This window comes from Bacillus sp. D48C, assembly GCF_053345735.1.
The window spans coordinates 679,025-705,418 of the sequence record NZ_JBKFAQ010000001.1; the positions used below are offsets into that span (position 1 = coordinate 679,025).

Sequence of the window (26,394 nt, forward strand, 5' to 3'; positions counted from 1 at the left end):
ATGGCAAAAGAATATGATTTAGTCATCGTTGGCGGCGGTACTGGTGGATATGTTGCTGCAATTCGTGCATCACAATTAGGATTAAAAACAGCACTAGTCGAAAAAGAAAATCTTGGTGGTACTTGTTTACACAAAGGATGTATTCCTAGTAAAGCTCTTTTACGTAGTGCGGAAGTATATGCAACTGCTAAAAAAAGCGAAGAGTTCGGAGTTATTGCAAGCAATGTAGAACTAAACTTTGCGAAAGTACAAGAGCGTAAAGAGAAGATTGTAACGCAGCTTCATAAAGGCGTTCAACATTTAATGAAACAAGGTAAAATTGATGTGTTTGAAGGTATTGGTCGTATTCTTGGCCCGTCTATTTTCTCTCCTATGCCAGGGACAATTTCAGTTGAACTTGCAAGTGGAGAAGAGAATGAAATGTTAATTCCAAAAAATGTACTTGTTGCAACAGGTTCTCGTCCAAATTCATTACCAGGTTTAGAATTAGATGGAGAATACGTAATGTCTTCGGATCATGCCCTAAAAATGGAAACGCTTCCTAGTTCGATTATTATCGTTGGTGGCGGTGTAATCGGTATTGAGTGGGCATCTATGCTTGCTGACTTCGGTGTAGAAGTTACAGTATTAGAGTATGCAAAAACGATATTACCACTAGAAGATCAAGACGTTTCAAAAGAAATGCAACGTCTATTCAAGAAAAAAGGTATTAAAGTGGTAACTGGTGCAAAAGTATTACCAGAAACATTGGTAAAAGATAATGGAGTAACAATCCAAGCTGAACATAACGGTGAGAATAAAGAATTTAAAGCTGAAAAAATGCTTGTATCTGTTGGAAGACAAGCGAATACGCAAAATATTGGCTTAGAGAACACAGATATCGTTGTGGAAAAAGGATACATTCAAACAAATGAGTTTTATCAAACGAAAGAATCGCATATTTACGCAATTGGAGATGTAATCGGTGGTTTGCAACTTGCTCACGTTGCTTCTCATGAAGGAATTGCTGCAGTAGAACATATTGCAGGGAAAGAAGTTACACCAATTGATTACTCTATGGTATCAAAATGCGTATATAGCAGTCCAGAAGTTGCTTCTGTTGGCTTAACAGAACAAGAAGCGAAAGAAAAAGGCTATAAGTTAAAAGTAGGTAAGTTCTCATTCCGCGCAATCGGAAAAGCACTTGTATACGGAGAATCAGATGGTTTCGTAAAACTTGTAGTTGATGAAGAGACAAATGACATTCTTGGTGTTCATATGATTGGACCACATGTAACAGATATGATTTCTGAAGCTGGTCTTGCAAGAGTACTTGATGCAACACCTTGGGAAGTAGCACATACAATTCATCCGCATCCATCATTATCTGAGGCGATTGGTGAAGCAGCACTTGCTGTAGATGGAAGAGCGTTACACGCATAAAAATGTGGATTTAGGAGGTTATGAAAAATGGCAGAAGTAAAAGAAAAGCGCCATGAAGAGCTTGGCTTAAGTGATGAGCAAGTATTAGAAATGTTCCGTACGATGTTACTTGCACGTAAAATCGACGAACGTATGTGGTTATTAAACCGCGCTGGTAAAATTCCATTCGTAATTTCTTGTCAAGGACAAGAGGCTGCACAAGTTGGAGCGGCGTTCGCTCTTGATAGAGAGAAAGATTATGCATTACCATACTATCGTGATATGGGTGTTGTACTAGCATTTGGTATGACAGCTAAAGAGCTTATGTTGTCTGCTTTCGCGAAAGCTGGAGATCCAAACTCTGGTGGTCGTCAAATGCCTGGTCACTTCGGTCAAAAGAAAAATCGTATTGTTACAGGTTCATCTCCAGTAACAACGCAAGTACCACATGCAGTTGGTATTGCACTAGCTGGAAAAATGGAGAAGAAAGATTTAGTAACGTTCGTTACATTTGGAGAAGGTTCTTCAAACCAAGGTGACTTCCATGAAGGGGCAAACTTTGCTGGTGTACACAAACTACCTGTTATTTTTATGTGTGAAAATAACAAATATGCAATCTCTATTCCGGTTGAAAAACAATTAGCATGTAAAAACGTATCAGATCGTGCAATTGGTTATGGTATGCCTGGATATACAATAGACGGAAACGATCCGCTTGCAGTATATAAAGCTGTAAAAGAAGCAGCAGATCGCGGTCGTCGTGGTGAAGGCCCAACTTTAATTGAAACAGTATCATATCGTTTAACAGCACATTCTAGTGACGATGATGATCGTGTTTATCGTGATAAAGAAGAAGTAGAAGAAGCAAAGAAAAAAGATTCAATTATAACATTCGCGGCTTATTTAAAAGAAGCTGGTGTGTTAACTGAGGAATCGGAAAAACAAATGTTAGACGAAATTATGCATATCGTAAATGAAGCAACAGAATATGCAGAAAATGCTCCGTATGCAGCACCTGAAGATGCATTGAAGCACGTATACGCAGAATAGGGGGGAACGTTTCATGGCTGTAATGTCTTATATTGATGCTATTACATTAGCAATGCGCGAAGAAATGGAACGCGATGAGAAAGTATTCGTTTTAGGAGAAGATGTTGGTAAAAAAGGTGGCGTGTTTAAAGCGACACACGGTTTGTATGATCAATTTGGTGAAGATCGTGCGCTTGATGCACCGCTTGCAGAATCTGCAATTGCTGGGGTAGCAATTGGTGCAGCAATGTATGGTATGCGTCCAATCGCTGAAATGCAGTTTGCTGATTTCATCATGCCAGCAGTAAACCAAATTGTTTCTGAGGCAGCAAAAATTCGTTATCGTTCTAATAATGATTGGACTTGTCCAGTTACAATCCGTGCACCATTTGGCGGGGGGGTTCACGGTGCATTGTATCATTCACAATCTGTAGAAGCGATGTTTGCAAACCAACCAGGTTTAAAAATCGTTATCCCTTCTACACCATATGATGCAAAAGGCTTATTAAAAGCAGCCATTCGTGATGAAGATCCAGTATTATTCTTCGAACATAAACGTGCATATCGTTTAATTAAAGGTGAAGTGCCGGAGGATGACTACGTATTACCAATCGGAAAAGCAGATGTAAAACGTGAAGGTGATGATATTACAGTTATCACGTACGGATTATGTGTTCATTTTGCTCTTCAAGCAGCTGAAAAGTTAGCACAAGATGGCATCTCTGCACACATTCTTGATTTACGTACTGTATATCCATTAGATAAAGAAGCAATCATTGAAGCAGCTTCTAAAACAGGTAAAGTTCTTCTTGTAACAGAAGACAATAAAGAAGGAAGCATTATGAGTGAAGTGGCAGCAATTATTGCTGAAAACTGTCTATTTGATTTAGATGCGCCAATCGCACGTCTTGCAGGTCCAGACGTTCCAGCAATGCCATATGCACCAACAATGGAAAAATTCTTTATGGTAAATCCAGATAAAGTTGAAAAAGCAATGCGTGAACTTGCGGAATTTTAATCGGGGGGACTATACATGGCTGTAGAAAATATTACAATGCCTCAGCTCGGGGAGAGCGTTACAGAGGGCACAATTAGTAAATGGCTCGTTAATGTTGGCGATCACGTAAACAAGTATGATCCGCTTGCAGAAGTAATGACTGATAAAGTAAATGCTGAAGTACCATCTTCTTTCACTGGTATTGTGAAAGAGTTAATCGCTGGTGAAGGTGATACGTTAGCTGTAGGTGAAGTAGTTTGTGTGATTCAAGTAGAAGGCGCAGACGAAGTAGCAGCAACAGCTGTTGAGGAAAAAACGAAAGAAGAACCAAAGGCAGCAGCAATTACGCCTGAAAAAGCACCGAAAGTAAAACAACCAACTGATGGAAAACCACGTTTTTCACCAGCTGTGTTAAAACTTGCGGGTGAGCATAACGTTGATTTAGATTTAGTAGAGGGTACGGGAGCAAACGGCCGTATCACTCGTAAAGATATTTTAAAGCTAGTGGAATCTGGAAATATTCCACAAGCAGGTGCGAAGAAAGATGAAGCTGTAGCGGTAGTAGTAGAAGCTCGCCCAGAAGCACCAAAAGCAGCACCAGTAGCGCAAAAAGTAGAAGCTGCGAAACCAGTTTCTGTACCTACAATGCCTGGAGATATCGAAATTCCAGTAACAGGTGTGCGTAAAGCAATCGCAGCAAACATGTTACGCAGTAAACACGAAGCACCACACGCTTGGATGATGATTGAAGTAGATGTGACAAACCTTGTGTCATACCGTAACTCAATTAAAGGTGACTTTAAGAAGCGTGAAGGCTTTAACTTAACGTTCTTTGCTTTCTTCGTAAAAGCAGTGGCACAAGCGTTAAAAGAGTATCCTCAAATTAATTCAATGTGGGCTGGCGATAAAATTGTTCAGAAGAAAGATATTAACCTTTCTATCGCTGTTGCAACAGAGGAAGAATTATTTGTACCAGTAATTAAGCAAGCGGACGAGAAAACAATTAAAGGTATCGCTCGTGAAATTACAGAACTTGCAGGAAAAGTACGCACGAAATCGCTAAAAGCAGACGAAATGCAAGGTGGAACATTTACAATTAATAACACAGGATCATTCGGTTCTGTTCAATCTATGGGTATTATTAATTACCCACAAGCGGCTATTTTACAAGTTGAATCAATTGTAAAACGCCCAGTAATTATGGATAATGGTATGTTCGGTGCTCGTGACATGGTTAACTTATGTTTATCACTTGATCACCGCGTACTTGATGGTTTAATCTGTGGTAAGTTCTTAGGACGTGTTAAAGAAATTTTAGAAAACATGTCAGAAAACAATACATCTGTATATTAATAAAAAGCTCGCTTATGCGAGCTTTTTATCGTCTTATTTCTTCATCTACATCCTACTATATGTATAAATACCTTTCCCAGTAATCTTACAATAAACGATTATGTATTAGGAATTTACGAAAATACATTGCTGATATATGGTATATGGATATAAAATAAGAAAAGAATAATTTTTTTGGCAAATCTTACTGATGAAACTGTAGTATAATATATTGTATTGTATGAAAAAGAGAGTTATTCTATATAAGTGTTTTATAGATAATGTGTAATCAGTCGTCAAAACATGAAGAATGTTGACTCCTGGTTTTTTATTTTGCTGTAACAATGTTTCAGGAGGATGTCATGAAAAGAAGTACCGAGTTTCTAAAAAGTTTAGATGTAAAATTAATTTTAATTTTGTGTGCACTATGTGTGACGAGTATAGCTGCTATATATAGCAGTCAGCAAACGGGACAGTATGGAGCTGCAAACTTTGCTATGAAGCAGGGGATTAACTACATAATTGGGGTTGTATTGTTACTTCTTATTGCTAGCATTGACTTAGATCAGTTGCAAAAATTGTCTTGGCCGCTTTATATTGCTGGGTTTGCTTCACTTATTCTTTTGAAAGTATTACCACCATCAGGTTTTACACCTGAAAAATTAGGTGCAAAAAGATGGTTTGTTTTCCCAGTATTTGGACAAATTCAGCCGTCTGAGTTTTTCAAAATTGCATTGCTTCTTGTAGTAGCGAGTATAGCAGTGAAACATAATGCACAGTATATGGCAAGGACATTCCAAACAGATTTAAAGCTAGTAGGTAAAATTATGCTAGTGTCACTTCCGCCTATGGCGGTTGTATATAGTCAACCGGATACAGGTATGGTGTTCTTATATGCTGCTGCAATTGCATGTATTTTATTTATGTCAGGTATACAAAAGAAATTGATAGCATTATGTACAGTTATTCCGTTGACCATATTATCTGCTTTAATATTTATTTTCTTTAAGTATCAAGATTTTTTCTATAATAATTTAGTTACTTTACTAAAACCTCACCAACAGTCGCGTATTGTAGGTTGGTTAAATCCATTTGAAAATGCAGATCAAGGTTACCAAACGCAACAATCGATTTTAGCTGTAGGTAGTGGAGGAATGGAAGGTAAAGGGTTTGGGGGAGGAAGCGTCTATATCCCAGAGAAGCATACTGACTTTATTTTCGCTACAATTGCCGAAGAAGGTGGGTTTATCGTAGCAGCGTTAGTTGTCTTCTTGTTCCTATTACTACTATATCGAACAATTATTATTGGTTATTCCGCTGATAATTTATTTGGTACATTATTATGCGCTGGATCGATTGGTATATTAACAGTTCAAATATTCCAAAACATCGGTATGATCGTTGGATTAATGCCTGTAAAAGGTATTGCATTACCTTTCTTATCGTATGGGGGAAGTTCCTTATTCTCGAATATGATTATGATGGGGCTCATACTATCGGTACGGAAAACTTATAAAAAATATATGTTTTCAGTTAAGTAAAAAAAGCTGGTTCGTTTTTAAACGAATCAGCTTTTTTACATATATGCTCATAAACGTTGCAAACTAAAACAGGATAGCAGTTTGAGACGGGTAAGGAGTGCAAATTGATGCATATGCATATTTTTGAAGGAGCACGGCATCTTTCTAATAGTGAATGGGTTATTCGGGCTATTATAGCATACATATTTTTAATATTAGTTGCGAAAGCGATGGGGCAAAGGTCTATCGCACAACTTCGTTTTTTAGATGTTGTATTAGTGTTATTGCTTGGTGGGAATATTTCTAACGCATTGTCTGATGAAAAAGTAGGGTTACTGGGCTCGATGATTACAACGTTCATACTTGTTGTACTTCATATTATAAGCTCAGTTTTAATGCTGAAATGGGATAGATGGAGACGCTTTTTAGAGCCAGCACCTATCATTCTTATACACAATGGTTCCATTGATTTTAGCAATTTGAAAAAGGCGAGAATTACGGCGGAATATTTATTTTCGGAACTTCGCATGCGAAATGTGAGCGATATTCAAACGGTTAAATTAGCATTATGGGAAGCGAGTGGCGTTGTTTCTATATTTCAGTATCCAGAATATGAAGCAGCTTCACGGCGGGATCTAAAAGTGGCGGGGAGAAGGTCTCCAGTTTCTTTCATTTTAGTGAAAAATGGAAGGATTCAACAGGACGTTCTCGCTTTAATAGGAAAAACAGAAGAGTGGGCAAAAGAGTTTTTAGAGAAGAGTGCGGAAATTGAATCCATTATGTTAGCTACAGTAGATGAATCACATAAAATAAATATTTTGTTAAAAAAATGAAAAATATACGCATTTTGTCGTTTTGTACATATGATACAATAGTGTGGACAACGAAAAAGGAGGCGATACGGTGGGATATGTAGAAGAATTACGAAAAATAGTTGGTCATCGCCCTTTAATTTTAGTTGGTGCTGTTGTACTCGTTATAAATGAAAATGGTTATGTTTTATTGCAGCAGCGGACAGAGCCGTACGGAAAATGGGGGCTACCTGGCGGACTAATGGAGCTTAGTGAATCACCAGAAGAAACAGCTTATCGTGAAGTATATGAAGAGACAGGAATAAAAGTGAAGAACTTGCGACTAATCAATGTATTTTCTGGAGCGAACTACTTTACAAAATTAGCAAACGGTGATGAATTTCAATCTGTAACAACCGCCTATTATACGGATGAATACGAAGGGGATTTTGTTATGAATAAAGAAGAAGCAGTTCAGCTTAAATTCTTTTCAGTAACAGAACTACCTGACTATATTGTGGGATCGCATAAAAAAATGATTGCTGAATATATGAATATTATGGAAAAAAAGATATAATAAAAGTGAAAGAAATACAAAAACACAGCTCTGGTTGGTAGTCCAGACGCATGATTTCATGTCAGTAACCTTCCCCTCCGGGATGTCCCGTATTTCTAATTTTTTAAAGGAGGGGCTGTCAATGGAGTTGACAGTATATCATGATGGCCAATTTTTTGTTGGAATTATTACATGCAAAGAACAAGGGAAATTGTATGGAGCGAGGTATATTTTTGGAGCGGAACCGTCAGATGAAGAAGTGCTTATGTTTGTGAATGGTTCACTTTTAGAGCATTTTCAGCATTTTGCAAAATGTGGTGTAGAAGTTAAAGAAAAACAGCGTCCTAAAAATATAAAGCGTATCATACGACAAACAGCAAAAGAAACAAATGTTAAACGTTTTACTAAGGCGCAAGAGGCGATTAGTTTATCTTATGAATTGCATAAACAAGAAAAGAAAGTGCAGTCTAAGGAGAAGCGAGAAGCTGAAAAAGAAAGAAGACGTTTAATTAAAGTACAAAAAGCAAAGCAAAAACATCGTGGTCATTAAAGAAAAGGTGTTAGAGCAAGTGCTCTAACACCTTTTCTATACTTAAATACAAGTAAACTTACTTGTATTTCATAAACATTAACTGGTAAGATACAAATAGGTAGTTTTAGAGGAGGGAAAAGAGTGATTAATTTTAACTTTTTTATGAATGATGTTGTCCGCCAAGCGCGTGAAGAGATTGTCTCTGCTGGATATACAGAATTGACGACGCCGGAAGCGGTAGAAGAAGCGTTTAAAAGAAATGGAACAACACTTGTAATGGTAAACTCTGTATGTGGTTGTGCAGGTGGTATCGCTCGTCCTGCTGCTGCGCATTCCGTACATTATGATAAACGTCCTAACCACCTTGTAACGGTGTTTGCAGGTCAAGATAAAGAAGCGACAGCAAGAGCGCGTGAATATTTCGAAGGGTACCCACCTTCTTCTCCATCATTTGCTTTATTAAAAGATGGAAAAATTGTAACGATGGTAGAGCGTCATGAAATTGAAGGTCATGAACCGATGCAAGTTATTGCAAAACTACAATCGTATTTCGAAGAGAATTGTGAAGAACTATAAAAAATAATAAAAAAGGCGGCACGTCCACAATCAAGTGGATGTGCCGCCTTTTTTATTTATTATTTTAATTTCTGAGATATGCATAGTTATGTTATTTTATGCATTATTTTATACACGACAAAAAGCGTTTATATTGTTATTTTATTTATTTTTATTTTATATATTGCATAAAAATAAAAGTGCTGATACAATACAAACATCGAATAAATATTCTATTAAACTTTTAAATATACATTATTAGGGGGAAGAAAGATGAAGAAGTTATTATCAATATCGTTTGCACTTATTTTAATTGTAAGTATATTCAGCGCTTGTAGTAATGGGGAATCGAAAGAAACAAAAGGAAATAAGAAAGTACTCGTAATGGGGACTTCAGCAGATTATAAACCATATGAATACGTGGAAGCTTCAAAAAGTGATGAAATTATTGGTTTTGATGTTGATGTTGCTAAATATATCGGAAAAGAACTTGGGTATGAAGTGAAAGTGAAAGATATGGACTTTGGTGGTTTATTAGCATCTCTTAGTTCAGGAAAAGTTGATTTCGTAATGGCAGGTATGACGCCAACTGCAGAGCGTAAAAATAATGTTGATTTTACAGATATTTATTTTGTTGCGAAAAATATGGTCGTTTCTAAAAAGGATTCTAATATTAAATCTGTAGAGGATTTAAAAGGGAAAAAAGTAGGAGTACAAACAGGATCTATTCAAGAAGAGAAAGCAGCAGAATTTAAAAAACAAGTAGATTTCCAAGTTGAGGGACGTGACCGTATACCAGAAATCGTACAAGAAATTAAAGCTGGTCGTTTTGACGCTGCAATTATAGAAGACACAGTTGCTAAAAATTATTTAGAGAAAATGAAAGATTTAAAAGGAATTGAAATTAAAGAAGCGCCAGAAGAAGTTGGCGCAGCAATTGCCCTTCCGAAAAATAGTGATAAAACAGCTGAATTTAATAAAGTAATTAAAAAAATGCAAGAAAATGGAGAAATGGATAAATTAGTGAAGAAATGGTTTGGCAGCGAAAAATAAGCTGCCTTTCACTTTTCTTTGAGGGGAATGAAAAGGATGAACTTAGATTTTTCGGCGATTACGCCTTCGATACCATATATACTAAAAGGTTTAGAAGTTACTTTGAAAATTGTAGCAGTATCAGCTTTAGCAGGATTTATTTTAGGAACATTATTAGCACTTTGTAAAATTGCTAGAATACGAGCGTTAAATATAGCAGCAGATTTTTATACATCAATTTTTCGTGGTACACCACTTGTATTGCAATTAATGATTATTTATTTCGGCGTCCCGCAAATAATTGGGTATGAAATACCAGCATTCTTAGCAGCTGTACTTGCATTTAGCTTGAATTCAGGTGCATACATGTCAGAAGTGATTCGTGCTGGTATTCAAGCAGTTGATAAAGGACAAACAGAAGCAGCGATGGCTTTAGGGATACCGTACGGAAAAATGATGAGAAATATTATTTTCCCTCAAGCATTAAAAAATATATTACCAGCTCTTGTGAACGAATTTGCGACACTTACGAAAGAATCGGCTGTAGTAACAGTAATAGGCGCGACTGATTTAATGCGTCGTGCTTACATCGTAGGCGGTGAGACATTTAAATATCTTGAACCATTACTTTTTGTTGGACTCATTTATTATATGTTAGTCATTATTCTTACATTAGTCGGGAAGGCAATTGAAGGGAGAATGAAGAAAAGTGATTAAAATTGAAAACCTTCATAAATCATTTGGTAAAAACGAAGTATTAAAAGGAATTACAACAACGATTGAAAAAGGGGAAGTAGTTGCAATTATAGGACCTTCTGGATCAGGAAAATCAACATTTTTACGTTGTATGAATATGTTAGAAGCACCAACGGATGGTCACATTTGGATTGGAACGGAAGAAGTAACGAATTCGAAAACGAATGTTATGCATGTTCGTGAAAATGTCGGTATGGTATTTCAGCATTTTCACTTATTTCCTCATATGACTGTATTAGAAAATATTACGTATGCTCCTATCAATGTAAAAGGGGTAACGAAGCAAGAAGCTGAAAAGAAAGCGGAGAAACTTTTAGAAAAGGTTGGATTAGTAGATAAAAAAGATACGTATCCGAATCGTCTTTCGGGAGGACAAAAGCAACGTGTAGCAATTGCAAGAGCGTTAGCGATGGAACCGGAAGTTATGTTATTTGATGAACCGACATCGGCGCTAGATCCAGAGATGGTGAAAGAAGTGTTAGAAGTTATGAAATCGTTAGTTACGACAGGAATGACGATGGCTATCGTTACACATGAAATGGGCTTTGCAAAAGAAGTGGCAGATCGTGTTCTTTTCTTGGACGGAGGAAAGCTTGTAGAAGATAGTGTGCCAGAAGAATTTTTTGCAGCGCCGAAAAGTGAACGTGCGCAACAATTTTTACAAAAAATATTGTAATATGAAAAGGTTATGTGAATAATAAGTAGAAAAGGATGACATTGTGTCATCCTTTTTTTATACTAACTGTAAATACGTTTATACATATAGGAGTAATGATATGTTTAAAATTGGATATCGTACAGTAAAAACAGCAATTGGGACAGGCGCGGCAGTTTTTATTGCTCAGTTATTAGGATTAGAATTTTATAGTTCAGCAGGTATTTTAGTTATTTTATGTGTACAAAATACGAAGCGCAAATCGCTTCAAGTGTCGTTACATCGTTTTCTAGCGTGTGTATTATCAATGGTATTCGCGTTTTGTATTTTTGAAACGATCGGCTATACACCACTTGCAATTAGCATATTGTTACTTACATTTATTCCGACTGCAGTAATGCTTAAAATTCAAGAAGGTATTGTCACGAGTTCAGTTATTGTTATGCATCTATATTCATTGAAGCAAATTACATGGCTTATAGTTGGAAATGAAATTGCTATATTAACGATAGGGATTAGCGTGGCTCTATTAGTGAATATGTATATGCCGAGTAGTGAAAATAAGCTAAAAGAGTATCAAGATAAAATAGAGAGTAATTTTAAAACGATTTTGTTTGAAATGGTTGTGTATTTACGAAATCGAGAAAGTAGTTGGAGTGGAGCAGAACTCATTGAAACCGAGAATATGTTAAATGAGGCAAGAGATTTATCGTTTAAAAAACTTGAGAATGCATTTATGCGAGAAGATGATTATTACTATCGTTATTTTAATATGCGTATGCAACAATTCGAAATTTTAGAGCGAATGATACCACTAGCAGCTTCTTTATCGTGGACATATGAACAAGCTGACATGATTGCAGATGTTGTTGAAAACATTGGTAATGCTATTAGCCCTGAGAGTACTGGCGTTATTTCCTTAAGGCAGCTTCAAGAAATGAGGGAATTATTTAGAGACATGCCATTGCCAGCTACACGCGAAGAATTTGAGATACGTGCGAAACTTGTTCAACTTGTGTATGAAATGGAACAATATTTACTCATTAAAAGTCGCTTTAAGGGAAAGGATAATATAAAAGAACTTATATAGAAGGTAGGAATTATCTATGCCGTATCTTCTCTCTATCATATTATGTCTTTCTTTATCGCCGCTTTGGCCTCTTGGGGAGAATCCACGTGCCGGAGATCCTTTTATTATTGTAAATAAAGCAACGAATAAATTAGCTTACATTGACGATGGAAAGATTCAAAAGGTTTCTCCAGTAGCGACAGGGAAAACGAATGAATTAACTCCAGAAGGAACTTTTGATGTTGTAATGAAAGCGAAGGATCCATATTACATTGCAAAGGATATTCCAGGTGGATCGCCAAAAAATCCACTTGGATCAAGGTGGATTGGATTTAATGCAAGAGGAACTGATGGAAGTAAATATGGAATACATGGAACAAACCAACCGAGTTCAATTGGAAAGTATATTTCACAAGGATGTATAAGAATGAAGAAAAACGATGTGGAATATTTGTTTGATCGTATTCCAATTGGAACGAAAGTATGGATTGTGAAATCGAAAAAATCATTTCAGCAATTGGCAAAAGAAAAAGGAGCCGTTGCATATGAAAAAGCCAACGAAAAGGTTGGCTTTTTCTATTGTAATAAGTTGTCTTGACATGTGTACATAACCATGCGTTAATGAAAGTATAGAAAGATAAAATTAGATAAAGGGGTTGCTCATATGTACTTGAATCCAAAACTTTCGTATATGCAGTTTTTTATGGGATTTCTATTTGTTATTACATTCATATTGGCAACTTTTAATATATGTTCTTATCTTGTAGCGATTGTATGTATGGCATTACTTAATCTCACTTTTGTTATTGGAGCATTTCAGCAGAAACAATATACAAGTTTTGTAATAGCACTTGTAATGTCATTTTCCTTTAGTATTGTAGCGATTGTGTTTTATATAAAATAAACCATCTCGATGTCGAGATGGTTTATTTTTTCATGTGTAAAAAGTAAAAAAAGGACGAACACATCGCCCTTTTTACCAAAACATACTCGCGCCAGCAAGTAATGTTGTTACAAGCATAGAAATTAGCATCACATAAACCATAATTTTTTGAGCTTTTTTATGCATCGTTATACCTCCTTGCAAATCAGTACAATTTCATTGTAACGAGAAATGAAATTATGGACAAGGGGAGAGTGAGGACAAAATTCGGGAGGGGATTGCAAAATATAACAGGAAATTTGAGTGTGTATAGAGAATATAGTTAAAGGATATATTGTTAATTTTTAGTTGGGCAAGCTGAAGAATGGAGATACGATGATGAAAATATACGAAACAGATCGTTTATACTTAAGGGAAATAGATGAGTCGTATGCTGAAACAGTTCTTCAATATTACGACAGAAATCGTGAATTTTTAAAAGCTTGGGAAGAGTATAGACCGGATGATTTTTTTACGCTAGATTATCAAAAGAAAAAGTTGCAAAAGGATAGAAAAGAGTTCGAAGACGGGAAAATCATCAGACTATGGATTTTTAAAAAGGGTGATGATACAAAAATAATTGGGTGTATTTCATTTAATTTAATCGTTCGTGGCATTTATCAATCTTGTGTACTCGGTTATAAATTAGATAAAGCAGAGTTAAACAAAGGGTATACGACAGAAGCACTTAGAAAAGCAATTCAAGTTGCTTTTGAGGAATTTCAGTTACATCGTATAGAAGCTCCGATTATGCCTCGTAATTTAGCATCTATACAAGTGGTGACGAAGATAGGTTTTCAATATGAAGGCGTGTCTAGGAAGATGTTAATGGTAAATGGCGTGTGGGAGGATCATATGCGCTGGGTATTGTTAAATGAGTAATAGAAAGCAGATGGTTATCTAGACATGTAAACCATCTGTTTTTTGTCTTGTATTTCGAAACTTTTGCGAAATTCTGTTATAATTAGTAGTGTTACATACATAATGGTAGTGCAGGAGGCGCAGTCTTATGATTAATCAAGAACGTTTAGTAAATGAATTTATGGAATTAGTACAAGTAGATTCTGAAACGAAATTTGAAGCAGAAATCTGCAAAGTATTAACGAAGAAATTTACAGATTTAGGTGTAGAAGTATTTGAAGATGACACAATGGCTGTAACTGGTCATGGTGCAGGCAACTTAATTTGTACTTTACCAGCAACAAAAGATGGTGTTGATACAATTTACTTTACTTCTCATATGGATACAGTAGTTCCTGGTAATGGAATTAAGCCTTCTATTAAAGATGGATATATCGTATCAGATGGTACAACAATTTTAGGTGCGGATGATAAAGCTGGATTAGCATCAATGTTCGAAGCAATCCGTGTTTTAAAAGAGAAAAATATCCCTCACGGTAAAATTGAATTTATTATTACAGTCGGAGAAGAATCAGGTCTTGTTGGTGCAAAAGCTTTAGATCGTGAGCGTATTACAGCGAAATATGGCTACGCATTAGATAGCGATGGAAAAGTTGGTGAAATCGTTGTTGCAGCTCCAACACAAGCGAAAGTGAACGCAATTATTCGCGGGAAAACAGCTCACGCTGGTGTAGCGCCGGAGAAAGGTGTATCTGCAATTACTATCGCAGCGAAAGCAATTGCGAAGATGCCACTTGGTCGCATTGACTCTGAAACGACTGCAAATATTGGACGTTTTGAAGGTGGTACACAAACGAATATCGTTTGCGATCATGTACAAATCTTTGCAGAAGCTCGTTCGTTAATCAATGAGAAAATGGAAGCACAAGTTGCGAAAATGAAAGAAGCATTTGAAACAACTGCAAAAGAAATGGGCGGTCATGCAGACGTTGAAGTAAACGTTATGTACCCAGGATTTAAATTTGCTGATGGCGATCACGTTGTAGAAGTTGCAAAACGTGCAGCTGAAAAAATTGGTCGTACACCTTCTCTTCACCAAAGTGGTGGCGGAAGTGATGCAAACGTAATTGCAGGACACGGTATTCCAACAGTTAACTTGGCAGTTGGTTATGAAGAAATTCATACAACAAACGAGAAAATTCCTGTTGAAGAGTTAGCAAAAACAGCAGAATTAGTTGTTGCAATTATTGAAGAAGTAGCGAAGTAATGGAATAGAAAAAGCGTGTAAATCAATTGTGATTTACACGCTTTTTATTTTGACTCGATTGCTTTGACAAGACGTATAAGCCAATATAAGAAAAACTATGGAAGTATATACGTTGTTGCTATATGTACTAGACGAGGGAATAATCCTAACGTATTCATATTGAAAATCGGAAGTAGTAAATAATTAATTGCAATGATTAATATAACTACAAGGAACATATAGTTAATTTCATCATAATCAGCCTCTTTCACATGTGTATCCTCTTTATATCGATTATAAAAAAGAACAAGTAATTATTATAACTATTGTGCAAAATTTGATATAATAAAAGAACGAACGTTCTGATCAGGGGGTGAGTACTATGCGAGAAATGTATCCGAAAAATGGTCGTGTTATTTTACATGTAGATATGAATTGCTTTTTCGCATCTGTTGAAATTGCTCATGATCCATCATTACAAGGAAAGCCATTAGCGGTTGCTGGAAATGAAAAAGAGAGAAAAGGAATTATAATAACATGTAGTTATGAGGCGAGAGAATACGGAATACGTACGACGATGCCCCTTTGGGAAGCGAAAAGATTATGCCCGCAATTAGTTGTAAGGCGTCCTAATTTCACATTATATCGCGAAGCTTCATTTCAAATGTTTCAAGTCCTTTCCCGTTTTACAGAAAAGATACAACCAGTCTCAATAGATGAAGGATATTTAGATATTACAGATTGCTATGCACTTGGTTCGCCTCTTGAAATAGCAAAGATGATGCAACAAGCACTATTAACAGAGTTACAGCTTCCGTGTAGTATCGGAATCGCTCCAAATCTTTTCCTAGCAAAAACAGCTTCTGATATGAAAAAACCTCTCGGTATTACCGTGCTTCGAAAACGTGATATTCCAGAAATGATTTGGCCACTTCCAGTTGAAGCAATGCATGGGATTGGAGAAAAAACAGCTGAAAAATTAAATGAAATTCATATACATACAATTGAACAGTTAGCGAAGGGAGACGAGCATATCATTCGCGCTAAAATTGGCAAGCACGGTATTGATTTACAAAAGCGTGCAAAAGGTACGGATGATAGGGAAGTGGATCCGAGTCAAATGGGCCAACATAAAAGTGTCGGTAACTCGATGACTTTTTCAAAGGATATGGATGAAGAGAAAGAATTACTTGATATGTTAGAACGGTTATCAAAATCAGTGAGTAAAAGATTACAAAAGCGAACCCTTGTCAGCTATAATATTCAAATTATGATTAAATACCATGATAGGCGAACAGTAACACGGAGTAAGCAATTGAAAAATGCGATTTGGGAAGAACGTGATATTTTTCAAGCAGCATCCCGTTTATGGAAGCAACATTGGGATGGTGATTCCGTTCGTTTACTAGGTGTTACAGCTACTGAAATAGAGTGGAAGACAGAATCGGTGAAACAATTAGATTTGTTTTCATTTGAAGAGGATGCGAAAAAAGAACCACTACTTGCTGTCATTGATCAAATTAATGATAAGTATGGAACACCGATTTTACAACGAGGTAGTCAACTACTACGTAAGCAAGAGAAGTCGTTTCAACAAAAGTTAGAAAATAAGTTTATGTAGAAGGTGTCATGAAGTAGTAAAATCATGACACCTTTCATTTTTAACTTGCTTCTAAATCTAATGAAGTTTTCCAACCAGCTGCAGTAACGCCAGATTCTAATAGCATTCTACTTACTATTTTTTCAATTAAGATAGCCGCATTTGTCTTGCAATGTAATGTAGCCTGTATACACACCTTTCGATTAGAATCTACATCTTCGCTATACAACTCTTTTAAACCGAGCCCTTCTGTACTTACCATATGCATAAGTAAAAAACGAATATGTGCTTCATTTTCTTCTGAACAAGTAAGGGAAAGTAAGTAGTTTGTTTGTTCTGGTGATTCTTTTTTTGATTTTTTATTCATAAAAAGAGCAATTGGGCGAAGGAGTATATTTGCTAGTAACACGCCGGCTGTACCTAATATAGCTGCAACGAGGAAACCGGCGCCTGTAAGAGTACCGACAGCAGCTGCACACCATAAAGTAGCTGCCGTATTTAGCCCTCTAATACTAAAACCATCGCGGATAATAACGCCACCCCCTAAAAAGCCAATGCCACTAACGACTTGAGCAGCAATGCGGGATGGGCTAGCATCATGATCAAGCATGACGGATAATAAAACAAATATACAGGCACCAAGTGATACGAGAGCATTTGTCCGTAACCCAGCCATTCTGTGTCTCCATTGTCTTTCCATTCCAATGCAAGCTCCTACAATAATTGCTATAACTAATCTGAATACAATGTCGTACCATACCATCATGGTCACCTCCATATATAAATATGTGTTATGTCTTTTAGAATGAGCGGGGAATATCCACTCATTCTTATTTTTACAACCAGCTACGAAACTTTTTAATATAAAGCTTTTTTAGGAATTGTGTTAAAAAAGCGTAGCCTAATAGTATTCCTACTAACCAAGGAAAGTAGTTAAGTGGCAATGCTTGTAAACCAACGGCTGCACCAAGTGGTGAGAATGGAATATAAATCCCGATTGCCATAATAAGAGCGGTTAATAAAACGACTGGTGTTGATGCAGTGCTTTGAATAAATGGAATCTTTTGTGTTCTTATCATGTGAACAATTAAAGTTTGTGTTAACAATCCAACGACAAACCAACCGGACTGGAATAATGATTGCTCGCTCGGTGTATTTGCACCAAATACATTCCACATGACTACGTATGTGATAATATCAAATACGGAACTAATTGGGCCGATACAAATAATGAAGTTTCGTAAGTTTGCAGTATCCCATTTTCGTGGTTTTTCTAGAAACTCTTTATCCATTTTGTCCCATGGAATAGAAAGTTGTGAAATATCATAAAGTAAGTTTTGAATTAAAAGATGAATGGCAAGCATCGGTAAAAAAGGAATGAAAGCACTTGCTACTAACACGCTAAACACATTACCGAAGTTAGAGCTAGCTGTCATCTTAATATATTTTAAAATATTTCCGAATGTAGTACGTCCTTCTAAAATACCTGCTTCTAATATAGTTAAACTTTTTTCGAGTAGAATAATATCGGAAGCTTCTTTCGCAATATCAGTAGCAGTATTAACAGATATTCCGACATCAGCTTCACGTAATGCTACAGCATCGTTAATGCCGTCTCCCATGTAACCTACAGTGTGTCCATTTCCTTGTAATGCGTGTATAATACGAGATTTTTGCATTGGATTAAGCTTCGCAAATACAGTCGTTTCTTCAGCAAGTTTTGCTAATGCTTTATCTGGTAAAGAATCAATCTCGTAACCGAGGATTGGTTCGCCGATATCTAATCCAACTTCTTTACAAACCTTTCTTGTAACAATTTCGTTATCGCCAGTTAAAATTTTCACTTGTACACCATGTTTTTGTAATGCTTGAATTGCAGCTGCTGCAGATGGTTTCGGTGGATCTAAAAAGCCGATATATCCACTGAGAATCATATCTGTTTCGTCTTTTACTGCGTACTCTTTATTATTTATTCTTCTATCTTTTTTATAAGCCACAGCAATAACCCGCATACCTTCACTATTTAATGTCTCACTTAGTTTTTTGACATTTGAACGTATTTCCTCGGTGAGTGGAACGACTTTTTCATCCACTTCGGTGTAATTACAAATTGATAAAATTTCTTCTACGGCACCTTTACAAACCATTGTATGTTCACCTGAAATATCTTTTACGATGACTGACATACGCCGGCGGGCGAAATCGAATGGAATTTCATCTAGCTTTTGAAAAGCTGATGGATTAAATTTATTGTTTTCCTCTGTATGCTTAATAACAGCTTTATCTATTAAATTTTTCAATCCAGTTTGATAGAAACTATTTAAATAGGCAAATTGTAAGACGCGATTGCATTCATTTCCCTTGGGATCTAAGTGACGAACAAGGACAACTTTATCTTCTGTTAAAGTTCCGGTTTTATCTGTACAAAGAATGTTCATAGCACCTAAGTTTTGAATAGAATTTAGCTGTTTTACAATTACTTTTTGTTTAGACATGTTAACGGCACCTTTAGCTAAATTAGCAGTTACAATCATTGGTAACATTTCAGGTGTAAGACCAACAGCGACGGCAATAGCGAAGAAGAAAGCTTCTTGCCAATCTCCTTTTGTGAATCCATTAATGAGAAGGACAATAGGCGCCATAATAAGCATGAATGTAATTAAGAGCCAGCTTACTTTGTTTACACCTTTATCAAAGCTTGTTTCTACACGCTTTCCAATTACCTTATTTGCTAAAGAGCCGAAATACGTATCGGTACTTGTTGAGATGACAACAGCTTTTGCGCTACCACTTACAATATTTGTTCCCATGAAGCAAAGGTTTTCCATATCGAGTGGATTGTAATTTTTTTTCATGTTTTTCGGTAAGATATGCTTATTTTCTGTATGGTAGCAGTGTTCGTATTTTTCTACAGGAAGTGCTTCCCCTGTCAAAGAAGATTGATTAACAAATAAATCTTTAGCGGATACAACACGCACATCAGCTGGAACGATATCACCAGCTGAAAGGGAAATAATATCGCCAGGTACAAGTTCCTCAATTGGAATTTCTGTTGTGTAATTTCGGTTTAAATTCTTTACATTTTTTGTTTCATGTACAAATCCATTTATTCTAAATACGCTCGCAGTTGTTCGAACCATAGCTTTTAACTTATCGGCAGCTTTTTGAGAACGAAATTCTTGGGAAAACCGAATCGTTGCACTAAGTAGGACCATTACAGATACGACAATCGTTCCTTGCATATCATCTGTGAAAAAGGAGAGTGCTCCAAGAGCTAATAAAACGAAAATAAATGGATTTTTAAATGCCAATAGAAATTGAATGTACCACGGCGCCATTTTATTATGAGCTATTTCGTTCGGACCATATAAAGAAAGTCTACGAGACGCTTCTTGTTTAGATAATCCATCTTGTGTTGTTTCTAAAAGTTTTAACGCAGAGCTTACATCTTGTGTTGCAACCTCCACTAATAATTCGTTATTTGTTTTCATGCTATCTTGCTCATAAGCATGCTTTGTTTCTTGTCTTTGTAAATTAAACATCGGTAGTTCCTCCTCTGTCATGAAGGAGGAAACAATCTGTTACCTAACTATTTGAAATGGTGAGGAACAGTTTCTTTCCTACCTACATGATGAAATATGAATGTAAAACGTATGGGTATCTGGGCCGAATCATCAATTGCCAACTGTTCCTCACCTCCGTACAATTTAGTAGTTTCTGAATATGCTATGTTTGTTTCATAGTAAGGTGCATATAGACGTAAAAAGACCTTTACTCAAAACGAGTAAAGGTCTGAATTCGCAGTTAAAAGAGTCCACAACAAAGACTGTTAGTAGACATAAATAAAAACAGTTTTTGTGTATGACAAAATACATGCACCTCTCCCTCGTTGAGTTTTAGCACTGTATAGCATAGGTACTGAAACCAGCTACGTTAAAAAAGGCCTTCATTCCGACCTTTCCTGTTGACCCATTGGCGTCTCTCGACATTTTTGGGCAGCAGCGTTTCTCTATACAGGAGCCTCACCTAACAGAGACCATATTCAATTACATGTTGAATGTTAGCACTGTAAAATCGTAGTGTCAATATCTTTTTTATCTGTGTTTTTAAAATATTAAACGGATTTATAATAGATATGTGGGATGAAATGCATGATATTGATTATGAATAATATGGAAAATAAATATTTTTATAAAAGGGGAATTTGTAAGGGTACCACAAAATTTTATTATAAATATTGAGAATCAAAAATGGTTGTTTAATGAGCAGGAAGATTTATGTTCACACGGAGAAATATATCCCGCATTAACGGGCAGTAAGACTCCCACCTCAAAATTCGGCTAGAGCAAAGGAGTTAGGTGGGAGAGATCAAACTGCCCGTAAAAGCCCGATTGGTTCAACTAATAATCAGTGGGGACGGTGCCCCCCCACTGATTAAAGTTTCACTTTATTTAAATGTGGATGGAACGATTATTACGCGGACAGGTATGGATGAGGAATGGGGAATAAGTGAATCAGCTTTAGCTTTGTTACGAACTTTAGATAAAGAATATATTTGTGATATTGAAAATGAAGAGGGGGTTATTTTGCACGGATGTGGCACTATGCTAATGTTAGGATGCCCAATTTCAATTCATTGGACTATAAACCATATAGGTAAAAATGTGATTTTAAAGGACTTTGTCAAAGTTATTTCTACTGATCAAAAGGCTATATACTATGAAGGGCTTCATATAGAGTTGAATGAAAATGAATATAGAAAACAAATTGTTTCTTTTGCACTACAAGCAAAAGAATTATTTAATAAATCAAGTGAAAAGATAATTTTAAATGAGCTTGAGCGAAGTATGTATACCGACTTTTGGACGGAATATGATCATTTGTTAAATAAGTATAAATAAAAAAGCACTGTAACCAGTGCTTTTTTATTATAGATTACGAGATTGTAGGGTTTTCAAAAATAACAATCTCTGAACTGTTTGTAGTTGAAACGCGTTGGGCGTAATATGTTAAAGCTGAAGAAATATATGCTGGTAACGTATCATTTGTATGTGATGTTGTATATTCATGGATTAATTCCTTTAAAGTTGTCCATTCTAATTGTGCTGGGTGATCAGACACGAAAGAACTTACCCAGCGATCAAATGAAGATGAAAAATCAGTTTGTAAACGAAATACTTCTTTCATAATAAAACGCTCCCTTAAAATGTAGTATAATTATTTTACCACAAAACACGAACGATTGGTAAATTTTTTAAGTATAACGTTCGTGTTATATAGTTGTCTAGATGATTGGTTATGTAAATTCGATTTGCCATTTGAAATAACATTCCGTAAGATGAGAGATAGAGTATATTTAGAGCTGGAGGAAAGAAAGTGGAATTTGTATTTTTAGGAACTGGTGCAGGTGTTCCTTCAAAAGGAAGGAACGTTTCAGCAATTGCTTTACAATTGTTAGAAGAACGAGGACAGACTTGGTTATTTGATTGTGGCGAGGCCACGCAACATCAAATATTACATACATCGGTACGTCCGCGCCGCATTGAAAAAATATTTATTACGCATTTACATGGCGATCATATTTTTGGATTGCCTGGTTTATTAGGTAGCCGTTCATTTCAAGGAGGAACTACGCCTTTAACGGTGTATGGACCGAAAGGAATTAAACAATTTATTGAAGTGGCATTATCGGTAAGTACGACACATGTGAAATATCCACTTGAAGTTGTGGAGATAACAGAAGAAGGTACCGTATTTGAAGATAATGAATTTTATGTAGAAACGAAAAGATTGTCACACGGTATAGAATGTTTTGGATATCGTATTGTAGAGAAAGATATACAAGGTGCTCTTTTAGTTGATAAATTGCTTGAGATGGGTGTGAAACCAGGTCCAATCTTTAAACGTTTAAAAGATGGAGAAGTAGTTGAATTAGAGGATGGCACGATATTAAATGGAAATGAGTTTATCGGCCCACCTCAAAAAGGAAGAATTATTACTATCTTAGGTGATACGCGATATTGCGAAGCGAGTAGGGAGCTTGCGCAAGATGCAGATGTACTTGTCCATGAAGCGACTTTCGCAGCAGAAGATGAGCAACAAGCGCATGATTATTTTCATTCCACATCTAAGCAAGCTGCGAGCATTGCACTTCAGGCAAATGCGAAGCGATTAATCTTAACTCACATTAGTTCTCGCTATCAAGGAGATACATATAAGGAATTATTGAAAGAGGCAAGAGAGTTGTTTTCTAATACAGAAATAGCGACAGATTTGAAATCATTCCCAGTAGAAAAATGATAATTTTGTAAAAAATGGTAACGATGGGTTACCATTTTTTTATGTCTAAAAAAATTTAAAAATAAAACTGTTATTATTTTATGCTTATACTTGGATGATACAGAAAATTAGAATGGTTTGAATATATACGATAAAAATACGAAATAATGATTATTTAGAAAAACTGTTATATAAGTCAGATGACATACAAGTGATACAAATAGCAGGAATGGACTTTTATTCAGAACTTTTAAAATTCAACAAAAGTAAGCGTTTTATAAAAAACAAGCTATAATGAGGGCAGATTATAATTTATGATAAGTCACATGCTTTTTAGTTATTATCGTAACAAGTGAAGTTGACTAAACCATGAGAGAGTAACATGAGAATTATAATAGGAAAGATATCACTTGTTTATGCTATGCTTGCAATGGCTTCTGTGTTAAACTTTGGATTGCTACCAGACTTTATTGTGGATTATCTTATATCATTTTTTTAATGAAAATAATACTAAGATTCTTATGTATTATGATAACTGGTATTATTTCAGGTTATATTGGATTACTTTTATTCAAAAATTATCCAATTCATACAGCAGAACAAATTCGTGGTACAACTGGAAAAGCGACAGATGTAGCAGCTTAATAGAATAGTAGAATAAATTTTTTTCATAGAGGTTTAGGGGGAGTTATGATGAAGTATCGCTCAGTATTTGATATTATCGGTCCAGTTATGATTGGACCATCAAGTTCACATACAGCAGGCGCGGCAAGAATGGGGCAAGTTGCTCGCCAGCTGTTTCGTCATGAACCAGAAAGAGTAAGCATTTCGTTATATGGATCATTTGCAAAGACGTATCGAGGGCATGGTACCGATGTAGCACTAATCGGTGGAATATTGGGATTTGAAACAGATGACTTACGTATTCCAGAGGCGCTAGAAATAGCAAAAGAGCGCGGAATTGAAGTGGAATTCATTGAAGAAGATGCCAATGCACCTCACCCAAATACAGCAAGAATTCGTTTGTATAAAGGTGAAGAAGAAATTGAAGTTGTTGCTTGCTCAATTGGTGGCGGTAAAATTGAAGTTGTAGAATTAAACGGATTCGATCTTCAATTATCAGGCACAAGTCCAGCACTACTTATTGTAAATAACGATCGCTTTGGTGCTATTGCAGCGGTGGCTTCAATCCTTGCTACACACGAGATTAACATTAGTACAATGAGTGTTTCTCGTAAAGAAAAAGGAAGAAGAGCGCTTATGGTTATTGAAACAGATGAATTATTAGCAGATGAAGTGATTGAAGAAATAAAAGCGCAACAAAATATTTGTCAAGTAACTATTATGGATTAATTGCAGGGGGGACACACCATGTTTCGGAACGCAGCGGAACTAGTGGCGCAAGCTAAAGAACAAAATGTAAAAATCGCAGAAATTATGATTCAATGTGAAATGGAAACAAGACGTATTTCACGTGAAGAAGTAATTGCTGGTATGGAAAAGAACTTAGTCGTGATGGAACAAGCAGTAGAACGTGGTATTCGCGGCGTGAAATCATCAACTGGTTTAACTGGTGGAGATGCTGTAAAAGTTCAAGCGTATATGAAGAGTGGAAAAGGCTTATCTGGAGATACGATTTTGGATGCAGTAAGCAAAGCTGTTGCAACAAATGAAGTAAACGCAGCGATGGGAATTATTTGTGCAACACCAACAGCAGGGTCTGCTGGAACAGTGCCAGGTGTACTATTTGCACTAAGAGAAAAATTGCAGCCTACACGTGAAGAAATGATTGAGTTCTTATTTACAGCAGGAGCTTTCGGTATGGTTGTTGCGAATAATGCTTGTATTTCTGGTGCGGCAGGAGGATGCCAAGCTGAAGTTGGTTCAGCAAGTGGAATGGCGGCTGCAGCTGCAGTTGAGATGGCTGGTGGAACACAAGATCAAGCAGCTACAGCGATGGCAATTTCATTAAAGAACATGCTTGGTTTAGTGTGCGATCCTGTTGCAGGACTTGTAGAAGTGCCTTGTGTAAAACGTAATGCAGCAGGAGCTGCGAATGCGATGATTTCAGCAGATTTAGCATTAGCTGGTGTAACGAGTACAATTCCATGTGATGAAGTAATTGAGGCAATGTTTAGAATTGGACAAACGATGCCAGTAGCACTTCGTGAAACAGCAGAAGGTGGACTTGCAGCAACGCCGACTGGTCGTCGCCTGCAAGAAGAGATTTTTGGGAAGAACAATAACTAAGTGTAAAAATAGAAAAAGGAGCTCAAGTTTATTTGAGCTCCTTTTTCTATTTTTCTTTTGTTAGTTGTTCTAATGTTTTTCCAAGATTATGTGATCGTTCCGTTGCCTGTGTAATACAAGAAATAAGTGCTTGTTGAAATTCATGTTCTTGTAATACTTCAATACCTGCTTCGGTAGTTCCACCAGGAGAAGTAATTTCCTTTCGCAAAATAGAAGGGTGCTTGTCACTTGCTTTTAGCATTTCAGCAGCACCAATCATCGTTTGAAGAATAAGTGATTTTGCAACATCTTCTTTTAAACCAATTTTTTTTGCAGCTTCTTCCATAGCTTCCACTACGTAATAAATATAAGCAGGTCCACTTCCGGATAATGCAGTGACAGCATGCATATCATCTTCCTCTACAACAGAGACGAGACCGATCGTTTCAAATAAAGATGTTGCAGTGCGAATATGTTCCGCTGTTGCATGTTTTGAAGGGGAGATAGCGGTAGCTGATTTTAGAATGGCTGCGGATGTATTTGGCATTGCACGAATAATTGGAACGTCTTTTTGAAGTAGTTTTCTAATTGAGTGAGTAGAAACACCTGCTAGTAATGAAATAATAAGCACGTTATTATTTATGTATTCTTTAAAAGGGGTAAGCGCCTCTGCAACATCCTTTGGTTTCATTGCTAGAAAAAGAATATTTGCATCAGTAAGTAATTCTTTTTTATTATGAGTACCTTTGACACCGTATTTTTTATGTAGCTCTTGTAATCTCGTCTCGTTAGAACGATTACTTACAGTAATTTGTTCACCTTTAACAACATTTGCATGTAACAAGCCACCAATAATAGCTTCAGCAATAGAGCCTGCACCGAGAAAGGAAATGTTTTGAATAGACATGATGTTCCTCCTTTAATTTTGGTTAGAAATTCTTATAAATGTACATACATTCGTTTTCTTATAGGAAACACCTCTTTTTATCTGAAAATAATGACAAATATATATAGAAGTTGTAAACTGAAGAA

General features: G+C 36.3%; 27 protein-coding genes, 1 pseudogene and 1 riboswitch. Of the genes and pseudogenes, 22 read left to right on the forward strand and 6 right to left on the reverse strand.

Annotated features, from left to right (window positions below; all coding sequences use genetic code 11):
* The 15 genes from lpdA (at position 1) to ACLBXA_RS03755 (ending at position 13,129) form a co-directional block, all read left to right on the forward strand.
* The gene (lpdA, locus tag ACLBXA_RS03685; RefSeq protein WP_001051295.1) at positions 1-1,422 is read left to right on the forward strand and encodes a dihydrolipoyl dehydrogenase; all 1,422 of its coding nucleotides are present in this window, start codon (positions 1-3) and stop codon (positions 1,420-1,422) included.
* A 27-nt stretch (positions 1,423-1,449) separates the two neighbouring features.
* Complete coding sequence (bfmBAA, locus tag ACLBXA_RS03690; RefSeq protein WP_000852551.1) at positions 1,450-2,451, forward strand: 3-methyl-2-oxobutanoate dehydrogenase subunit alpha; 1,002 nt, start codon at positions 1,450-1,452, stop codon at positions 2,449-2,451.
* A 13-nt stretch (positions 2,452-2,464) separates the two neighbouring features.
* A complete protein-coding gene (bfmBAB, locus tag ACLBXA_RS03695) occupies positions 2,465-3,448 on the forward strand; it encodes a 3-methyl-2-oxobutanoate dehydrogenase subunit beta (RefSeq protein ID WP_000290071.1) in 984 nt (327 codons plus the stop codon).
* A gap of 15 nt (positions 3,449-3,463) precedes the next feature.
* Entirely contained in the window at positions 3,464-4,780 is a 1,317-nt protein-coding gene (locus tag ACLBXA_RS03700) for a dihydrolipoamide acetyltransferase family protein (RefSeq protein ID WP_447617105.1), read from the forward strand.
* A 341-nt stretch (positions 4,781-5,121) separates the two neighbouring features.
* The gene (locus ACLBXA_RS03705) at positions 5,122-6,300 is read left to right on the forward strand and encodes an FtsW/RodA/SpoVE family cell cycle protein (protein ID WP_000831177.1); all 1,179 of its coding nucleotides are present in this window, start codon (positions 5,122-5,124) and stop codon (positions 6,298-6,300) included.
* Between the two features lie 107 nt (positions 6,301-6,407).
* Positions 6,408-7,112 carry a DUF421 domain-containing protein gene (locus ACLBXA_RS03710; protein ID WP_000550956.1) on the forward strand — a complete coding sequence of 235 codons (705 nt, stop codon included), beginning with the start codon at positions 6,408-6,410 and terminating at the stop codon, positions 7,110-7,112.
* Between the two features lie 70 nt (positions 7,113-7,182).
* Positions 7,183-7,647 (forward strand): NUDIX hydrolase, encoded by a 465-nt coding sequence (locus ACLBXA_RS03715; protein ID WP_000542552.1) that lies wholly within the window; start codon positions 7,183-7,185, stop codon positions 7,645-7,647.
* Positions 7,648-7,768: 121 nt separating this feature from the next.
* Positions 7,769-8,176, forward strand: a complete 408-nt coding sequence (locus ACLBXA_RS03720; RefSeq protein WP_000424202.1) for a YjdF family protein — start codon at positions 7,769-7,771, stop codon at positions 8,174-8,176.
* 144 nt (positions 8,177-8,320) lie between these two features.
* A complete protein-coding gene (locus ACLBXA_RS03725) occupies positions 8,321-8,734 on the forward strand; it encodes a BrxA/BrxB family bacilliredoxin (RefSeq protein WP_001979317.1) in 414 nt (137 codons plus the stop codon).
* 252 nt (positions 8,735-8,986) lie between these two features.
* Positions 8,987-9,766: a transporter substrate-binding domain-containing protein gene (locus ACLBXA_RS03730; RefSeq protein ID WP_000735462.1), complete on the forward strand. Its 780-nt coding sequence runs from the start codon at positions 8,987-8,989 to the stop codon at positions 9,764-9,766.
* 36 nt (positions 9,767-9,802) lie between these two features.
* Positions 9,803-10,462 (forward strand): amino acid ABC transporter permease, encoded by a 660-nt coding sequence (locus ACLBXA_RS03735; RefSeq protein WP_001046915.1) that lies wholly within the window; start codon positions 9,803-9,805, stop codon positions 10,460-10,462.
* Positions 10,455-11,177, forward strand: a complete 723-nt coding sequence (locus ACLBXA_RS03740) for an amino acid ABC transporter ATP-binding protein (RefSeq protein WP_000590207.1) — start codon at positions 10,455-10,457, stop codon at positions 11,175-11,177. Before ACLBXA_RS03735 ends, ACLBXA_RS03740 begins: the two co-directional genes overlap by 8 nt.
* Positions 11,178-11,277: 100 nt before the next feature.
* A complete protein-coding gene (locus ACLBXA_RS03745) occupies positions 11,278-12,246 on the forward strand; it encodes an aromatic acid exporter family protein (RefSeq protein ID WP_000472671.1) in 969 nt (322 codons plus the stop codon).
* A 16-nt stretch (positions 12,247-12,262) separates the two neighbouring features.
* Positions 12,263-12,823 (forward strand): L,D-transpeptidase, encoded by a 561-nt coding sequence (locus tag ACLBXA_RS03750; protein WP_001146572.1) that lies wholly within the window; start codon positions 12,263-12,265, stop codon positions 12,821-12,823.
* Between the two features lie 66 nt (positions 12,824-12,889).
* A complete protein-coding gene (locus ACLBXA_RS03755; RefSeq protein WP_000281167.1) occupies positions 12,890-13,129 on the forward strand; it encodes a DUF3894 domain-containing protein in 240 nt (79 codons plus the stop codon).
* A 72-nt stretch (positions 13,130-13,201) separates the two neighbouring features.
* Here ACLBXA_RS03755 and prli42 read toward each other — a convergent pair whose 3' ends face one another.
* Positions 13,202-13,294, reverse strand: coding sequence for a stressosome-associated protein Prli42 (gene prli42 / locus ACLBXA_RS03760; RefSeq protein WP_000549037.1), 93 nt, complete (start codon positions 13,292-13,294; stop codon positions 13,202-13,204).
* A gap of 189 nt (positions 13,295-13,483) precedes the next feature.
* Between prli42 and ACLBXA_RS03765 the strand changes: the two genes are divergently transcribed.
* Both ACLBXA_RS03765 and ACLBXA_RS03770 read left to right on the forward strand, forming a co-directional pair.
* On the forward strand, positions 13,484-14,029 hold the full coding sequence (locus ACLBXA_RS03765) for a GNAT family N-acetyltransferase (protein WP_014894891.1): 546 nt from the start codon (positions 13,484-13,486) through the stop codon (positions 14,027-14,029).
* A 127-nt stretch (positions 14,030-14,156) separates the two neighbouring features.
* Positions 14,157-15,275 carry a tripeptidase T gene (locus ACLBXA_RS03770; protein WP_000609803.1) on the forward strand — a complete coding sequence of 373 codons (1,119 nt, stop codon included), beginning with the start codon at positions 14,157-14,159 and terminating at the stop codon, positions 15,273-15,275.
* Positions 15,276-15,370: 95 nt separating this feature from the next.
* Here the strand turns inward: ACLBXA_RS03770 and ACLBXA_RS03775 are convergent, their stop codons facing one another.
* Positions 15,371-15,526: a hypothetical protein gene (locus tag ACLBXA_RS03775; RefSeq protein WP_000656487.1), complete on the reverse strand. Its 156-nt coding sequence runs from the start codon at positions 15,524-15,526 to the stop codon at positions 15,371-15,373.
* Positions 15,527-15,636: 110 nt separating this feature from the next.
* Here ACLBXA_RS03775 and ACLBXA_RS03780 point away from each other — a divergent pair, with 110 nt between their 5' ends.
* Positions 15,637-16,875, forward strand: a complete 1,239-nt coding sequence (locus ACLBXA_RS03780) for a DNA polymerase IV (RefSeq protein ID WP_001208861.1) — start codon at positions 15,637-15,639, stop codon at positions 16,873-16,875.
* Between the two features lie 40 nt (positions 16,876-16,915).
* Here the strand turns inward: ACLBXA_RS03780 and ACLBXA_RS03785 are convergent, their stop codons facing one another.
* Both ACLBXA_RS03785 and mgtA read right to left on the reverse strand, forming a co-directional pair.
* A complete protein-coding gene (locus ACLBXA_RS03785) occupies positions 16,916-17,617 on the reverse strand; it encodes an MgtC/SapB family protein (protein WP_000262346.1) in 702 nt (233 codons plus the stop codon).
* 73 nt (positions 17,618-17,690) lie between these two features.
* Entirely contained in the window at positions 17,691-20,396 is a 2,706-nt protein-coding gene (gene mgtA / locus ACLBXA_RS03790; protein ID WP_000482692.1) for a magnesium-translocating P-type ATPase, read from the reverse strand.
* Positions 20,397-20,727: 331 nt separating this feature from the next.
* A riboswitch (M-box (ykoK) riboswitch) is annotated at positions 20,728-20,895 on the reverse strand.
* A gap of 129 nt (positions 20,896-21,024) precedes the next feature.
* Here mgtA and ACLBXA_RS03795 point away from each other — a divergent pair.
* Positions 21,025-21,755 (forward strand): annotated as a pseudogene (locus ACLBXA_RS03795) (hypothetical protein).
* Between the two features lie 34 nt (positions 21,756-21,789).
* On the opposite strand, the gene ACLBXA_RS03800 reads toward ACLBXA_RS03795, so the two are convergent.
* Entirely contained in the window at positions 21,790-22,041 is a 252-nt protein-coding gene (locus ACLBXA_RS03800) for a DUF3932 family protein (RefSeq protein ID WP_000665709.1), read from the reverse strand.
* Positions 22,042-22,230: 189 nt separating this feature from the next.
* Here ACLBXA_RS03800 and rnz point away from each other — a divergent pair, with 189 nt between their 5' ends.
* The 3 genes from rnz (at position 22,231) to sdaAA (ending at position 25,383) form a co-directional block, all read left to right on the forward strand.
* The gene (gene rnz, locus ACLBXA_RS03805) at positions 22,231-23,154 is read left to right on the forward strand and encodes a ribonuclease Z (RefSeq protein WP_000397454.1); all 924 of its coding nucleotides are present in this window, start codon (positions 22,231-22,233) and stop codon (positions 23,152-23,154) included.
* Between the two features lie 672 nt (positions 23,155-23,826).
* A complete protein-coding gene (gene sdaAB / locus ACLBXA_RS03810; protein ID WP_000877451.1) occupies positions 23,827-24,486 on the forward strand; it encodes an L-serine ammonia-lyase, iron-sulfur-dependent subunit beta in 660 nt (219 codons plus the stop codon).
* 18 nt (positions 24,487-24,504) lie between these two features.
* On the forward strand, positions 24,505-25,383 hold the full coding sequence (gene sdaAA, locus ACLBXA_RS03815; protein WP_151617279.1) for an L-serine ammonia-lyase, iron-sulfur-dependent, subunit alpha: 879 nt from the start codon (positions 24,505-24,507) through the stop codon (positions 25,381-25,383).
* A gap of 46 nt (positions 25,384-25,429) precedes the next feature.
* On the opposite strand, the gene proI is transcribed toward sdaAA, so the two are convergent.
* A complete protein-coding gene (gene proI / locus ACLBXA_RS03820; protein ID WP_000027254.1) occupies positions 25,430-26,269 on the reverse strand; it encodes a pyrroline-5-carboxylate reductase ProI in 840 nt (279 codons plus the stop codon).
* Positions 26,270-26,394: the final 125 nt, after the last annotated feature.